Annotated in this window: 14 protein-coding genes; 3 read left to right on the plus strand and 11 right to left on the minus strand. The window is 69.0% G+C overall.

Translation table 11 applies throughout. The features are described 5' to 3' along the window. Nucleotides 1-201: 201 nt before the first annotated feature. Complete coding sequence (locus tag O1Q03_RS27580) at nt 202-1,947, plus strand: cyclic peptide export ABC transporter (RefSeq protein WP_269507212.1); 1,746 nt, start codon at nt 202-204, stop codon at nt 1,945-1,947. Nucleotides 1,948-2,041: 94 nt separating this feature from the next. On the opposite strand, the gene O1Q03_RS27585 is transcribed toward O1Q03_RS27580, so the two are convergent. From O1Q03_RS27585 to O1Q03_RS27615, 7 genes are all read right to left on the minus strand, one after another. Then, on the minus strand, nt 2,042-3,070 hold the full coding sequence (locus tag O1Q03_RS27585; RefSeq protein ID WP_269507213.1) for an ABC transporter substrate-binding protein: 1,029 nt from the start codon (nt 3,068-3,070) through the stop codon (nt 2,042-2,044). Continuing rightward, entirely contained in the window at nt 3,067-3,870 is an 804-nt protein-coding gene (gene fhuF / locus O1Q03_RS27590; protein ID WP_269507214.1) for a siderophore-iron reductase FhuF, read from the minus strand. Before fhuF ends, O1Q03_RS27585 begins: the two co-directional genes overlap by 4 nt. Further along, complete coding sequence (gene fhuB / locus O1Q03_RS27595; protein ID WP_269507215.1) at nt 3,867-5,960, minus strand: Fe(3+)-hydroxamate ABC transporter permease FhuB; 2,094 nt, start codon at nt 5,958-5,960, stop codon at nt 3,867-3,869. Before fhuB ends, fhuF begins: the two co-directional genes overlap by 4 nt. Continuing rightward, nucleotides 5,957-6,805, minus strand: coding sequence for an ABC transporter ATP-binding protein (locus O1Q03_RS27600; RefSeq protein WP_269507217.1), 849 nt, complete (start codon nt 6,803-6,805; stop codon nt 5,957-5,959). Before O1Q03_RS27600 ends, fhuB begins: the two co-directional genes overlap by 4 nt. Further along, the gene (locus O1Q03_RS27605) at nt 6,795-7,814 is read right to left on the minus strand and encodes a TauD/TfdA family dioxygenase (protein ID WP_269507218.1); all 1,020 of its coding nucleotides are present in this window, start codon (nt 7,812-7,814) and stop codon (nt 6,795-6,797) included. The genes O1Q03_RS27600 and O1Q03_RS27605 overlap by 11 nt, the downstream gene beginning before the upstream one ends. Nucleotides 7,815-7,858: 44 nt before the next feature. Beyond that, entirely contained in the window at nt 7,859-8,101 is a 243-nt protein-coding gene (locus O1Q03_RS27610; RefSeq protein ID WP_269507220.1) for an MbtH family protein, read from the minus strand. 104 nt (nt 8,102-8,205) lie between these two features. Further along, nucleotides 8,206-8,886: an RNA polymerase factor sigma-70 gene (locus O1Q03_RS27615; protein ID WP_269507221.1), complete on the minus strand. Its 681-nt coding sequence runs from the start codon at nt 8,884-8,886 to the stop codon at nt 8,206-8,208. 401 nt (nt 8,887-9,287) lie between these two features. Here O1Q03_RS27615 and O1Q03_RS27620 point away from each other — a divergent pair, with 401 nt between their 5' ends. Both O1Q03_RS27620 and O1Q03_RS27625 read left to right on the plus strand, forming a co-directional pair. Beyond that, complete coding sequence (locus O1Q03_RS27620) at nt 9,288-9,554, plus strand: hypothetical protein (RefSeq protein WP_269507222.1); 267 nt, start codon at nt 9,288-9,290, stop codon at nt 9,552-9,554. A 46-nt stretch (nt 9,555-9,600) separates the two neighbouring features. Beyond that, nucleotides 9,601-9,738, plus strand: a complete 138-nt coding sequence (locus tag O1Q03_RS27625) for an HHHH-motif protein (protein WP_011545368.1) — start codon at nt 9,601-9,603, stop codon at nt 9,736-9,738. Nucleotides 9,739-9,868: 130 nt separating this feature from the next. Here the strand turns inward: O1Q03_RS27625 and O1Q03_RS27630 are convergent, their stop codons facing one another. The 4 genes from O1Q03_RS27630 to O1Q03_RS27645 all read right to left on the minus strand — a co-directional run bounded on the left by O1Q03_RS27630 (nt 9,869) and on the right by O1Q03_RS27645 (nt 14,748). Further along, nucleotides 9,869-10,900 carry a fimbrial protein gene (locus tag O1Q03_RS27630; RefSeq protein ID WP_269507223.1) on the minus strand — a complete coding sequence of 344 codons (1,032 nt, stop codon included), beginning with the start codon at nt 10,898-10,900 and terminating at the stop codon, nt 9,869-9,871. Continuing rightward, on the minus strand, nt 10,897-11,643 hold the full coding sequence (locus tag O1Q03_RS27635) for a fimbrial biogenesis chaperone (RefSeq protein ID WP_269507224.1): 747 nt from the start codon (nt 11,641-11,643) through the stop codon (nt 10,897-10,899). The genes O1Q03_RS27630 and O1Q03_RS27635 overlap by 4 nt, the downstream gene beginning before the upstream one ends. A 16-nt stretch (nt 11,644-11,659) precedes the next feature. Continuing rightward, entirely contained in the window at nt 11,660-14,113 is a 2,454-nt protein-coding gene (locus O1Q03_RS27640; protein ID WP_269507225.1) for a fimbria/pilus outer membrane usher protein, read from the minus strand. Nucleotides 14,114-14,235: 122 nt separating this feature from the next. After that, nucleotides 14,236-14,748, minus strand: a complete 513-nt coding sequence (locus O1Q03_RS27645) for a fimbrial protein (RefSeq protein WP_269507226.1) — start codon at nt 14,746-14,748, stop codon at nt 14,236-14,238. Between the last annotated feature and the right edge of the window lie 43 nt (nt 14,749-14,791).

Consider the following 14,791-nt stretch of genomic DNA (forward strand, 5'->3'; position numbering starts at 1 on the left):
GAACGACGCGGCCGATTTTTTACCGTTTTGCGTGCAGATCGCGCACGGGCTCGCTTTCCTGGAGGAATCGCTAAATATTTGCGCGGCCCGTTCGTCTATCAGGGAGGAAGGCGGCAACCGGGCCCGTGCTCGCGCGCTGCTTCCACATCAGTTGTTCCGTTTCCGCATGTTTCGCCTGCCCTCTTGATACCGACGTTGCCGATGACAGCCGCCCACGAGCCTTCTTCCCCGCCGTCCCTCGACGCCTCTCCCGGCCGCCCCGCCGCGCGCCTGATCCTCGCGCTGCTGCGCGAAAGCCGCGCGTCGCTCGCGCTCGCGCTCGTCGCCTGCGTGCTCAACGGCGTCGCGAGCGTGCTGCTCGTCGCGACGCTGAACCGCGCGCTCGCGCAGCCCGGCGCGGCCGATGCGTCGCTCGCGTGGCGCTTCGCGCTATGCGCGGTGATCGCGCTCGTCACGCGCATCGTGTCGGGCACGCTGTTCGCACGGCTGTCGCAGGACACGATGGCGCGGCTGCGCGTGCACCTCGCGCGGCGCGTCGGCGCGGCCGAGCTGCGCGACATCGAGCGGATCGGCGCCGCCCCCGTGCAGTCGGTGCTGACCGACGACGCGACCAACGTGTCGATGCTGTTCTTCGCGCTGCCGAACCTGGTGATGCACGGCTCGATCGTGTTCGGCTGCCTCGGCTACCTCGCATGGCTGTCGTGGCCCGTGTGCGTGCTGGCGCTCACCGCGATCGTCGCGGGTTCGCTCGGCTATCACACCGGCGACCGTCGCGCGATCGCGTCGCTCGAGGCGGCCGGCCACGCGCAGGACCGCCTGTTCGGCTATCTCGGCTCGCTGTTCTCCGGCGCGAAGGAGCTGAAGCTGCACGACGCGCGTGCGCGCCAGTTCGTCGACGGCCAGTTGGGCGCCGCGATCGGCGAGGTACGCGATCACCGCCGCCGTGCGTTCAGCGCGTATGCGGTCGGCGTCGGCTGGATCATCTTCCTGTTCTACGTGTTCCTCGGTGCAGCCGCGTTCTGGCCGCAGCTCGGCGTGCATGCCGATGCCGGCACCGCGGCCGGCTACGTCGTCGTGTTCCTGTTCATGCTGGTGCCGCTCGACGGACTGCTGAACAATCTGCCGACCGTCAACGCGGCACGCGTGTCGCTCGGGCGAATCGAAGGCGTGATGGCGGAATTCGGCGCGCTGCGCACGGTGCCGCCCGCCAGCGAAGCGCCCGACGTGCCGCCGGCCGGCGCGGTCACGCTGCGCGGCGTCACGCATGCGTATTTCCATGAACGCGACGAGCGGATGTTCCGGATCGGGCCGATCGACCTGACGATCCAGCCGGGCGAGCTCGTGTTCATCGTCGGCGGCAACGGCAGCGGCAAGACGACGCTCGCGAAGGTGCTGACGGGGCTTTACGAGCCCGAGGAAGGCGCGATCGAGGTCGACGGCCGCACGATCGGCTGGCGCGAGCGCGCCGCGTACCGGCAGCGCTTCAGCGCGGTGTTCAACGATTTCCACCTGTTCGATGCGCTGCTCGGCATCGTCGATCCGGACGATCCGGCGCGCGCGCAGGCCGATGCGCGCGCGAACGCGCTCGTCGCGAAGCTCGCGCTCGACCACAAGGTGAAGGTCGTCGACGGCGCGTTCTCGAACCGGGCGCTGTCGACCGGGCAGCGCAAGCGGCTCGCGCTCGTGGTCGCGTACCTGGAGGACCGGCCGTTCTACCTGTTCGACGAATGGGCGGCCGACCAGGATCCGTCGTTCAAGGCCGTGTTCTACGAGCAACTGCTGCCCGAGCTGCGCGCGCGCGGCAAGGCCGTGATCGTGATCACGCACGACGACCGCTATTTCGGTCTCGCCGACCGGTTGCTGAAGCTCGACAACGGGCAGATCGTCAGCGATACGACGCCTGCGCGCTCGCGTGAGCAGAATGGTGTCGATGCGTTGAGCGCGTAAGCGTGCAGATGTGGCCGCCTGCGCACCGCGATTGCGGTGCGCGGGAGCACCTTCCCGTCAAACCGCTGCCCCGCCCGCCTGCATCGATCGCCACTCAGCGCACGGCCGGCAGCTTCAGCATCGTATCGGTCATCACGTCGGCCAGCTTCAGCGCCGACATCGGCCCGCCGAACCCCCAGATGTTGCGCTCGATCAGCGCGATCCGGTGATCGCGCAACGCGGGCACGAAACGCCACACCGGCGAATCGAGTTTCGCGGACAGCGGCACGTCCATCCCCGTCGCGGTGACGAACAGCACGGCCAGGTCGCGCTGCCTGAGCAGGTCGGCGGACGTCACGTACAGCGTGCCTTCGCGAGTCGGCTTGCGCGGCCACGGTTCGAGCCCGAGCGCGCGCGCAAGGCCCGCCGACGTGCTGTTGCCCGTATAGGCCCAGTAACGGTCGGGCAACCCGAGATCCTGCAGCAGTGCGATGCGCCCGCCGTTGCGCGCCGCCGCCTTGAGCCGCGATGCGTTGCGCGCGATACCCGCGTCGAGCTGCGCTTCGACTGCCTGCGCACGCGCCTCGCGGCCGGTCACGGCGCCGATCGTCCGGAAGATCTGCCGCATCCAGTCGAGCTGCGTGACGGGCACGCCGTCTTCCGACACGTTCGGGCTGAACTGGAACAGGATCGTCGGCGCGATCCGGTCGAGCGCGTCGAAGATCGGCGCATGCCGGAAGCCGACGCCGATGATCAGATCGGGCTTCACCGCGGCGATCGCCTCGAGCCCCGGCTCCTGCCGCGAGCCGACGTCGGTCACGTGCGCGAGCCGGTCGCTCTCGTAGCCGAGCCAGCCCGGATAGAACGCGGTGTCGGCCATGCCGACCGGCACGATGTCGAGCGCGATCACGCTTTCCGCGAACATGAAGTCGAGTGCGACCACGCGCTGCGGGCGCACCGGCATCGTCTTGCTCGCCTGCGACACGACCGGATTGCCGGCGAGCGAGTGACCGGGTTGCGCAGCCGTGCCGCGCGCATCGCCGCCCGCTGCCCCTGCGATGCTCGGTGCGACAACCGCGCCGCAGCACGCAGCGCCGAGCGCCGCCAGTGCGCCGAGCGCGTGACGGCGGCCGGCGTGCGTCACCGGATCGCGTCCTGCTCGGCCAGCGCCGCGTCGTCCATCGTCAATAGCAGGGGGCAGCTTCCACACAGTTGCGTTTCTCCAGGAATTTCATAGCGCAGGCAGCACACACGGCGCACGCGAAACGGCGCCGGCAGCAGCGACGAACGCGGTACCGCGTCGCGCACCGGCAGACGCAGCGGATTCGGCTCGCCGTGCCCGCAGGACGCGCCGAACAGCCAGTCCGCATCGCGCCCCGGATCCGCGCGGCACGGCAGCGACCGGTACGTGTCGAGCAGATAGTCGAGCAGGTTGCCCGCGTTGCTCCACAGCACGCGCGGCGTGACGCGGCCCATCGCCGCGAGCAGGTCGATCACCGCGCCGAGGTGCGCGACGAGCCCCGCATAACGCGAGGCGGGTTCGTCGCAGGGCGCGCCGAGCGCGTCCGGTGCGAAATACAGCGCGGCCGGCATCCCGTCGTCGAGCGCGACGAACGTGCGCTCGGGCGCCATGTCGAGCGGCCGGCCGAGCGTCAGCGCGGCAGCCACGCCGGCAGGCGCGGCACGACCGAAGTAGTACTTGCTCCATTGCGACATCAGCGCGCGCGCATGTTGCGCCGGGTCGCCGCCGTAGTGACGGACCATCGCGCCGAGCACCGCGTCGCGATGCTCGGGCAGCGCGCTGACGGGCACGACGATGCGTGCCGGCGGCGCATGGGCGTCAGCGGGCATCCCGAGCCACACGACGTCGAGATGTTCGGCAAACGCCGCAGGCGCGAACGACGAGAACCGCGTGGCGCGCGCGCCGTCGAGCGCCGGCGTCATCGTCCCGCGCGCCGCGCGCGGCGCCCCTCGATAATCAACAGTCCGAGCAGATAGGGGGCACCGATCAGCGCGGTCAGCACGCCGGCCGGCACTTCGCGCGGCGCGACCGCCATGCGGGCCGCCAGATCGGCGCAGCCGAGAATCAGCGCGCCGCATGCCGCCGCGAGCCACAGGCGCGTGCGGTGCCGGCGAGCGCCGAGCATCGTCGCGACGTGCGGCGCCATCAGCCCGATGAAGCCGACCGGGCCGACCGCCGCGACGGCCGCACACGCGGCGAGCGTGGCGATCGTCAGCGCGAGCGGCCGCAGCGCGGCGACCGGCAGGCCGAGCGCGGCCGCATGGTCGTCGCCGAGCGCGAGCATGTCGAGCGGCCGCGCGAGCCACGCGAACACGGGCACCGCCAGCACGCACCACGGCAGCAGCATCGACACTTCGCCCCAGCTGCGGCCGTAAGTGCCGCCGACGAGCCAGACGACGAAGCGCGCGGGCTGCACGCTTTGCTGCGCGATCAGCCACTGCGCGAGCGTGGTCCACAGCGCGCCGATCACGATGCCGGTCAGCGCGACGGCCAGCGGCGCATAACGATGCCGGTGATTCAGCGCGAGCGTGATCGCGAGCGACAAGCCGCCGCCGATCAGCGCGGCCGCGGCCAGCGTCACGTGCCCCATCAGCGGCCACGTCGACAACGCGAACAGCGTGACGAGCCCCGCGCCCTGCGTGACGCCGAGCACTTCGGGGCCGGCGAGCGGGTTGCGCACGACGCTCTGCATCGCGACGCCGCTCACGGCGAGCAGCGCACCGGCGAGCAGCGCGCACAGCAACCGCGGCATGCGCAGGTCGATCATCATCCGCGCGACGGCATCGTGGCCCGACAGCGCGGCGGACCAGCGTGCGGGCGACAGCCAGTCGGGGCCGGCCGACACGCCGACGAACACCGCGACCACGGCGAGCGCGACGAACAGCCCGGTGCGCAACGGCCAGCCGAGCCGTTCGAGCCAGCCGACCACGCGCGTCGAGCCGTTGCCCGCCGCGCGTTCGCCGTCCGCGTGCAGCACGCCCGACCACGCGGCGCCGCGCCGGATCATCGCGAGCATCAGCGGCGTGCCGACGAGCGCGATCGCGACACCGGTCGACAGCGTCGCATCGAGGCCCGACGCGAGTACCGCGCTGTCGGTGACGAGCACGAGCGCGCCGCCCGCGAGCGCGGACAGCGGCACCAGCACGCCGAGCCGCGCCGCGCGTGCGCCGCGCACCTGGCGCAGCAGGTTCGGCGCGACGAGGCCGACGTACGACAGCGGGCCCGCGATGCTGACGGCCACGCTCGTGAACGCGACCGCGACGATCGTCGCGGCGAGCCGCGTCGCGTCGACGCGCACGCCGGCCGCGGCCGCCGCGTCGTCGCCGAGCGCGAGCGGATTGAGCGGCCGGATCACGAACGGCAGCGCGACCAGCGGCACGACGAGCCAGCACGCGGCAAGCGCGAGCCCCGCCGCGCCCGGTTGATAGAGGCTGCCGTTGGTCCACAGCGCGGCGCCCGCGATGTTCTGCTCGAAGAATGCGAGCACGAGCGTCGACAGCGCGGCGAACAGCAGCATGCAGACGCTGCCGGCGAGCACGAGCCGCAGCGGCGTTGCGCGCCAGCCGCCGGCCGCGACGATCGCGCACGCGGCGGCGATCAGCCCGCAGACGAACAGCAGCGGCACCGAAGCAACGCCCGCGAGCGCCGGGACCAGCATCGCCGCCAGCAGCCCGAGCTGTGCGCCGCCCGTCACGCCGAGCAGATCGGGCGACGCGAGCGGATTGCGCGTGAGCGACTGGAACAGCGCGCCGGCGATGCCGAGGCAGCCGCCCGCGACGAGCGCGGCCGCGACGCGCGGCAAATCGAGGTCGAACAGGAACACATGGGCGAGCGCGGCGGCGTCGCTGCCCGGCGCCGCGTGCCACCACACGCGCAGGTCGGGGGCCACGCGCAGCACCGTCAGCGCCGCGATCAGCGCGACGAGGCCGAGCGCGAGCGCGCCGGCTCGACGACCGGAGGCGGCACCCTGCCCGCTCGCCGCGAGGCGCTTGCGCATCGCGAACGTCGTCATACCGCGATGTCCCGGTCGAGTGCGCTCGCCGCGTGCGCTGCGCCGGACGCCGGCGGCCCGTAGGCCGGCACGCACATCGGCGCGCCCGTCCGCGGATGCGCGAGCTTCAGCATGTCGACGCCGAACGCGGCGCGCAGCCGCGCGGGATCGAGCATCGCGTCGGGCGTGCCTTGCGCGACGAGGCGGCCGGCCCGCATCAGCACGAGCTCGTCGCTGTACGCGGCGGCCTGGTTCAGGTCGTGCAACACCCACACGATCGTCAGCCCGCGCGTACGGTTCAGCGTGCGCAGCGCATCGAGGATGTCGAGCTGGTGATGGATGTCGAGATAGGTCGTCGGTTCGTCGAGCAGCACGATCGGCGCCTGCTGCGCGAGCGCCATCGCGATCCACGCGCGTTGCCGCTCGCCGCCCGACAGTGCGCCGACGTCGCGCTCCGCGTCGCCCGCGAGGCCGCTCGTATCGAGCGCCTCGTCGATCGCCGCATGGTCGGCGCGCGACAGCCCGCGCAGGAAGCCGCCATACGCGTAGCGCCCATAGGCGACGAGCTCGCGCACGGTGAGCCCGGACGGAATCTGGTTGAATTGCGCGAGCATCGTCAGCTCGCGCGCGAGCGCGCGACGGCGAAACGACGCGAGCGGCTGGCCGTTCACGTCGACCTGCCCGGCCAGCGCCGGCTGCAGGCCCGCGAGCGTGCGCAACAGCGTGCTCTTGCCGCAGCCGTTCGGCCCGCACAGCGCGGTCACGCGGCCGGCCGCGATCGACAGGTCCAGCCCGTCGATCACGACATGGTCGCGATAACCCACCGTCAGCCCGCGCGCGGCAAGCGCGGCGGTACTACGCGTCATCGGTCCTCCGTTCGGTCGCGCGTGCGACCGTATGACTCTGCGCCATCGCGACGACCACCTTGCGCGGCCCTTCGAACGGGTCGCGCGCATGCGCGGTCAGCATGTTGTCGAGCATCAGCACGTCGCCCGTCTGCCACGGAAACACGATGCGCTGGCGATCGAGCACGCCGCGGATCTCCGCGAGCGCGTCGGCCTCGAGCGGCGTGCCGGCGCCGTAGTACACGTTGCGCGGCACGTTCTCGAGCCCGACCGCATCGACGAGCGCTTCCTGCATGTCGTCGTCGAGCGCGGACAGATGAAACAGGTTCGCCTGGTTGAACCACACGCGATCGCCGGTGCGCGGGTGACGCGCGACGGCCTGGCAGCGCTCGCGGGTGCGCAGCAGCAGTTCGCCGTCGTCGTCGGTGCGCCACGCGCATTCGATGCCGCGTGCCGCACACATCCGTTCGACCTCGGCCGGTTCGTCGGTGCCGAACGACTGCTGCCACGGCAGGTCGAGCCCCTGGCCGAAGTTGCGCACGTACAGCAGCTCGCGCTGCGCGAAGCGCGCGACCAGCGCCGGATCGAGCGCGCGATAGATGGCACGGCTGTCCGCGATCGGCGTCGCGCCGCCCGTGGGCGCCGCCAGCGCGCAATGGAACCAGATCCGCAGCGGCCATTCGCGCGTGTACGACTGCTCGTTGTGCAGCGGAATCGCGCGGTGCGGCGGGTATTCGGTCGACGTGTAGACGGCGCCTTCGACCTGGCTGCGCGGCGTCGACGCGTACTCATAGCCGATCAGCGGATCGCCGAGCGATGCCGCGAACTGCTGGAACGCGTCGATCGACGGCACATGAAAGCCCGTGAACAGCACACCGCCCGCGCGTTCGAGCGTGTCGGCCGCGATCGCATGCGCGAGCGGCGCGACCTCGTCGATCGACATGCCGTCGGCGCTGCGCGGCGACACCACAGTAGGCAGCCCCGGCTCGATACGCAGGTCGTCGAGCGTCGGCAACGAAAGCAGGGTCATGCAACGTCCTCTTCAGGTGGCGCGCCGGATCCCGGCGCAGCGGGTCACGACGCGCGCGATGCGCGTTCGCCGTCCATCGCGCGGCGCAGGCTCGCCGGGCGCATGTCGGTCCAGACGGCTTCGATGTGCGCGAGGCACTCGGCCTTCGTGCCGCGCACGCCCACCTCGCGCCAGCCGGCCGGCACGGGCCGGAACGTCGGCCAGATCGAATACTGTTCTTCGTCGTTGATGACGACCGTGTGGACCAGGTCGTCGATGTCGGCGGAAGGCGTCGTGGCTTGCGTCATGATCGGAAAAAAGCGGAAGACGGTTGAAGGAGGCGAAGCGGCGAGCGCGACGAACTATCGACTTGGCCGCTCCTGTGTTGAAGACGATTGGCCGGCACGATTTTTTACCGCCGCCGCGCACGACCGCCGAGAAACACCGGGCACGCGACGCCGCGATGGCACGCGTCGAGGCATTCCGCGCAGTGCCGTTCCGCGTCGCGCACCATGAAATGCACGAGCGTCTGCGACACGTTCAGCGCGCGCGCCGCCGTCTGCAGCGTTTCCTCGCGCAGCCGCACCATCTCGAACGCCGCGCGGCTGCGCGCCGGCAAGTCGTCGAGCGCCGCCCACACGCGGCGCAGCGTGTCGCGCGTCAGCAGCGCGGCTTCGGGCGTCGGCTCCGGCGACGGCACGTCGAAGCCGTCGTCTTCTTCCGTGTGATAGACGTTCTCGAGGCTTTGCCGGCGGCATGCGTCGATCGACGCGTTGCGCACCATCCGCGTCACGTACGCGACCGGCTGGCGCACCGCATCCTGGTTCGGGAATTCGACGAGCTTCACGAACACGTCGTGCACGACGTCCTCGGCCCGGCTCGCGCAACCGACGAAACCGCGCGCGACGTTGACGAGCATCGCCCGATGGGCGATCAGCACGTCGAGCAGCGCGCCCTGCGCCTGCTTCTCCGCAGCCCTGTTCGCGGCCCGGTTCGCACGCGGTGCGACGCGCGACGGCCGGTCCGGATAACTGCCGAGGAACGGGTTTGCCGTTGCCGCCGCCGGTCGTTCGAGCACTTCCGCCATTGCCATCGATCTGCTCCGTTAATTCCGAGATAGCGCAATCTAACGTAAACGCAAATCATTCTCAATAACATTCACCAAATGCCCCTGCCGCTTATCGGGATTTGTCTGAGTAATTGGCGGAATCGCCGTCCGGTCGGATAGGTATGCGTCAGCGAGCGCCGCGCACGGCGAAGCTTTCCGACTGAAAGAAACCGTGCGCCGGCCGATATGCGGCGAACGTCCGCGCGGGACCTGCTTCGCGTGGCACGCGGCGAATTTCGCGGCCGCGGCTGCCTTGCGCGCCGCCGACACGATCTTTCAATCAGCCGACCCAACGTGCGGCCTTGTCATGTGCGGTAGCAACTTATTACGACGTGAAATTTTGGGGGCTCGTACGATCGAATGGCCGTTTCCAACGGGAGAACAACATGAAGAACATCGTGTTATCCGCAGTCATGGTCGGCGCGCTGTCGAGCGTGATGCTGACCGGGTGTGTTGCGTACCCAGGTGGTCCGGCCGAAGTGACGATCGGCTGGCACGGCGATCGCTACTGGGACGGGCAGCGCTACTGGGAGCGCCGCGACTGGGAAGCGCAGCACTCCGGCGGGCGTGACGATCATCGCGACGACCGTCGTGACGACCACCGCGATGACCGCCGCGATGACCACCGCGGCGATCAGCGCCCGCAGTGGTAAGGCCTTTTCTTTCCCGTGATCCGATACTGAACGACAGGACCTCAACATGAAGACACTACTCAAGACCTTGACCGCAGCCGCCGTTGCCGCAGCCGTGCTCGTGCCGGCCATCGCCGAAGCCCATCCGCACCGCGTGTGTCACTTCGAGCACCACCATCACAGGGTGTGCCACTGGGTGCGTTGAGCATCGTGCAGCGAGTTTGAAAAAAGCGCCGGGCCGTGAACTGCACCCCAAAAGTTGGACACCGATCCAACCTTTGGGGTGTTTTTCATGATGACGGGCCGTGCATGCAGCGGCGCACGCGCCGCATGCGTCAGTAGATGAACAACCGGATCGTCGCGGTGCCGTTGAACGGCCCGATCTTCGGTGGTCCGAACGCCTTCAGCACCGCGTCGAGCGTCACGCTCTGGTAGTTCACGCTGCCCGGCATCTGCGCGAGCACGAACTGCTGGTTGAACGGAATCGCCGTGCCGTTGCGGTCCTCGATGCCGATGCCGAAATTGCTGTTCGCATCCGGCACAAGCAGCCCGTTTCGCACGGTCTGCGACGTCTCGAAGTAACCGTCCACACGCAGCGCCACGTTGCATTGCTTGGTCAACGCGAGACTGAACGACTTGCGCGGCACCGCGGGCGAAAAGCCGCTGCCGGTTGCCTGAAGCTGGCCGAACTTCACGATCCCCGGCTCCGGCGTGACCTTCACATCGACGAGGCAAGGCGTCGGTTTCAGGTTGCGCAGGCCGCTCAGCTTGTAGCGAAAGCTGGGGTTGATGTAGTTCAGGGCGCCCTGGCCGTCGAACTGGAACACCGCGTAGATGTCCGACGGCGGCTGCACCCAGGTGCCGCGCTTGCGCACCACGATCTGGTACGTGATGCTCAGCGGGGCGCGCGGGCACCGTCCCGCCTTGACCTCGGCGTCGCTTAGCCTGCAAGGGTCCACGTATGTCGTCGTCTGTACGCCGTCGCCCGGCTGGCTGCTGCGCCCGAAATAATCCTGGCCAAGATAGCGGATGCCGATCTCGAGCCCCCACGCGGCCGGATTCTGCTGTTCGGGGTTCGCGTAGAAATAGATCCACTCGCCGAACTTCTTCATGTCGCCGCCGAGATCCTTGTAGCAATATCCGGTCGTCGTGCGCGGCGGTGACACCCAGATCACGTAGCCGTCCGGTGCGTCGGTCGGATACGACGCGACGTTGCCGATGGCCTCGGTCAGCATCGTGCCGCCCTCGTTCGCGATGCAGCGCACCGCCCACGCCGGCTGCACCAGCCCGATCAACAGCGCGAGCACGCCCCACCTGAGCCACGCTGGCAGCCTCGCCGCGATTGCATTGCGTCGGATGCCGTTCATCGCTTCACGCTCTTGCACGCACCGGCGTCGCACGCATACTCGACCGCCACCTGGCCGCCGTAGTCGTCGATATGCGTGACGAACAGCGTCGCCGGCGTCGCGGCCCTGAACGGCACGTCCGCCGTGCTCATCGGGTTCACCATGACCGGCTCGATCGGCACGCGCGTCTTCTGCGCGCCCGAACTCACGTCGACCACCGTCACGTGATACGGCGTCGGATTGTCGAACACGAGCGTGTGCGCGGCCGCGTCGACGCGCAGCGTCATCGGCAGCGTCCAGTCCTCGTCGCGCGCCGGCTGCACGCCCTTCGGCCGGTAGAACAGCTTCATCTGCGTGTGCAGCGCGATCTGCAGCGTGTTCGGCGTATCGGTCTTCGGCGGCACTTCGCGGATGTTCAGGTAGAACACCGATTCGCGATCGGCCGGCAACGCGGCGCCGGGCAGCTTCGCGATGCGCAGCACGTTGCGCTCGTTCGCCTCGACGCGCTGCAGCGGCGGCACGACCATCAGCGGCGACGTGATCTTGTTGCCATGGGTGTCCTCGAGCCACGACTGCACGAGATACGGATACGTCGTGCTCTTGTTGGTGATCGTGACGACGGCGGCCTGTTCGCCTTCGTTGAAGATCACGCGCGTGCGGTCCGGCACGATCGCCGCATGCGCGGCGCCGGCGAGCAGCGTGGACGCGACGGCGAGCGCGCCCGACGCGCGCCGCAGGAAGGAAAGGGAGAAAGCGTTGTTCATCGCAGGATCCATGAATTCATCGTTCGTTCCGCGCGGCCGCTGCATGCGACTCGCCGCGCGTCCGGCACGTGACCGGGATCGGCGTGCCTTCGAGTTGGAGCGGGTTCGGCAGCGTGTCGAGCGTGCAGAGCGTGCGTTCGCCCGCCCGCACCGCGAGCACGGATTTCGGCTGGACCTGGGTCAGGAACGCGGCGCCGCCCTCGCCCACGATGCCGAGCTCCTTGCCGTTGGCCGCGTCCTGCACCGATGCGCCGAACGGCAGCGGCTTGCCGAGCGCGTCGGTCAGCGTCAGGTACAGGTTGCTGCCGCGCGCGGCCGAGAATTTCGCGAAGCCGATCGCGCCGTCGGTCAGCACCATGCGCTGGATCGGGTTCGACACCTGCACTTCGAGCGGCAGCTTCTCCACGTTGACCGTCGCGTCGTACACGTTGTACGGCGAGATCCCGTCGAGCACGGCGTAGCCGCGCGAATCGGTGTGCGCGAGCGTGCCGGACAACGGTACGTCGGGCACGCCGTCGGTCGACACCAGCAGCCGCGTGTCGCCCGCGTTGCCGTTCGAGTGGGCCGACACGCCGTACCGCGTCGCGACCAGCGAGCCGTCGACTTCGAGCGACGCGGCCGCGTACGCGTTCGCGACCGTCGACGCCTGCGCGGTGAGCTGATACGCCGACGTGCGCTGGCGGAAGCTCGCGTTGGCCGCCGCGCGGCCGTCGGTCGCGCCTGCGTTGAGCTGGTACGTGCGGCCGTCCGGATCGTCGTAGATGTAGCCCGCGTTCACGCTCGTGCTGCCGCTGCCCGTGGTCAGGTTCGACGTGACGGTGTGGCGCCCGCCGATCGGCAGCGTCGCGGTGACCGAGAACTGGTTGCCGCTCGCGCCCGTACTTTGCGTGCGAAACGCCGACACGCTGACGTTCAGGTTGCGCAGCGCGCCGATCGAGAATGCGCGCGTGAGCGTCAGGCCGACGCGTTGCTCCGACGCGCGCGTCCAGTAGGTCGTCTGGTCGTACGAAAAGTACGTCGACGTGTCGCCGAAGCGCTTCGACATCGTCGCCGAGTAGCGCTGCTTGCTGTTCGCGAGACCGTATGCGGTCGGGTCGCCCGAGAATTGCGCGAAGTTCGTGTATTCGCGCTCGGAGAAGCGATAGCCGAAGAAGCGCACGTCGGCATCCAGCCCGTCGAAGTGCTTCGAATAGTTCACGCGATACGAGTTGCCGTTGCGCGTCGTGCCGTTCCACCACAGGCGTGCGCGCGCATGCGTGACGTCGGCCGACACCGCGCCGAACGCGCCGAAATCGCGGCCGACGCCGAGCGCGATCGACGTATAGCCCGACGCGGCGATGAAGCCGCCATACACGGTCACGTCGAACGGCAGCCCGTATGCGGCTTCCCCAAAACCGAAGAACGGCGTGATGCCGGCGCCGCCGAACTGGCGCGGCTTGCCGAGCGCGGCCTTGTAGCGCAACTGGCCGGTGCGCGCGAGGAACGGCACGGCGGCCGTCGTGACCTGGAAACGCTGCACGCTGCCGTCCTCTTCCTCGACCGCGACGTCGAGCGTGCCCTGCACGCTCGTGTTGATGTTCTGCAGCGCGAACGCGCCCGGCGACACGCGCGTCACGTACAGCACGCGGCCCGCCTGCGACACGGTCACGGTCGCGTTGGTGCGCGCGACGCCCGAGATCAGCGGCGCGTAGCCGCGCAGCGAAGGCGGCAGCATCCGGTCGTCGCTGCGGATCGACGCGCCCGTCAGCGCGAACGTATCGAAGATGTCGGAGCTCAGGTAGTCGTCGCCGAACGTCACCGTCGACTGGATCGACGGCAGCGCGCGAAACGCGTAAAGCCGGCTGAAGCGGAACGTGCGGTCCGCGTACGCCGTGTTGCCCACGTTCGACTGCGCCTGGTAGTCGCCGCGAAAGCGCCATGCGTCCCAGTTCGCCCCGATCGTCCCGTAGGCCTGGATCGAATTCGTCTGCGTGCCGCTCGTACCGAAATTGCGGTTCGTGTTCGCGATCACGCGATAGTCGAGCATCGCGCCCGGAATCCCTTCGGACCAGCGTTCCGGCGGCAGGTAGGTCGAATCGGTGAATTCGAGCGCGGCCTGCGGAATCGTGATCTTGAGCCGCCCGTCGCTTTTCAGGTAACGCACCGTCGCGCCTTCGATCGCGCCGAGATCGACACAGCGGCCACCCTCGAAGCGCGGCAGGTCCTTCGCGAGCGAGCGCTTCAGCCCGAACTGCGCGACGAGCTCCGGGCGCAGGCACGGCTTGCCCGCGCCGGAATCGTCGACCGCGATGAACTCGATCGCCTGCAGCCCGTAGAACAGGTCGTTGACCTGCACGTCCAGCATGTACTCGCCCGGCAGCGTGAAATCGGGCTGCGAGAACTGCGACAGGTCGACATTGTTCGAGCCGTCGATGTTCAGAAACGACGAATTGAATTCCGTCGCATGGCTCTGGCTGCCGACAACCAGCACGGAGACGCAAAGGAAGGAATGTCTGATTCGCACGCGATGCTACCGGGAAGTCCGACGACGAAAGGCGGGAGGGAAAGGAAGAAGGAGAAAGGGTGCACGCACCCCTTCCCCGGTACGGACGCTTACTGGTAGCGGACCGTGAAGTTCGCGACGCCGTTGGCGGTACCCGGCGTCACGCCGGCTGCCGTCGCTTCGTACATGGCCGCGAAGCGTGCGACGTTCGCGCCGTTCTGCAGGATCGTCGGTGCCTTTTGCTCGGCGCCGTTGTCGAGGTATTCGCCCGATGCGGCCTGCAGGCGGATACCGACGTTGGTGGCCGAGCCGATCGTCGCGAGCAGCTTCGGCTGGGCCGAGCTCGACGTGCCCGTGAACGTGAAGTACGCGTTCTGCGCGATGCTGGTGTCGCAGTCGGTCAGCTGGATGTCGAAGTTGGCCGGCGTGGACTTGTCGCCGGCCTGCTTGAACACGTTCGTCGGCACCTTGCCGAGGTTCACGGTCTGGTTGACCGAGCCCGAATCGATGCCGCATGCGCCCGCGACGATCTCGCCCGTGAAGTTGATCGTGCCGCTGCCGGCCGCGAACGCCGACGTGGACAGGGCTGCGAGTGCGACAGCGGTCAGGACAGATTTTTTCATCATGTTTTCCGTGTAGGTTGCAATGCGAATGGACGACGTGACG

This window comes from Burkholderia sp. IMCC1007, assembly GCF_027257875.1.
In the GTDB taxonomy this organism is placed as follows: domain Bacteria; phylum Pseudomonadota; class Gammaproteobacteria; order Burkholderiales; family Burkholderiaceae; genus Burkholderia.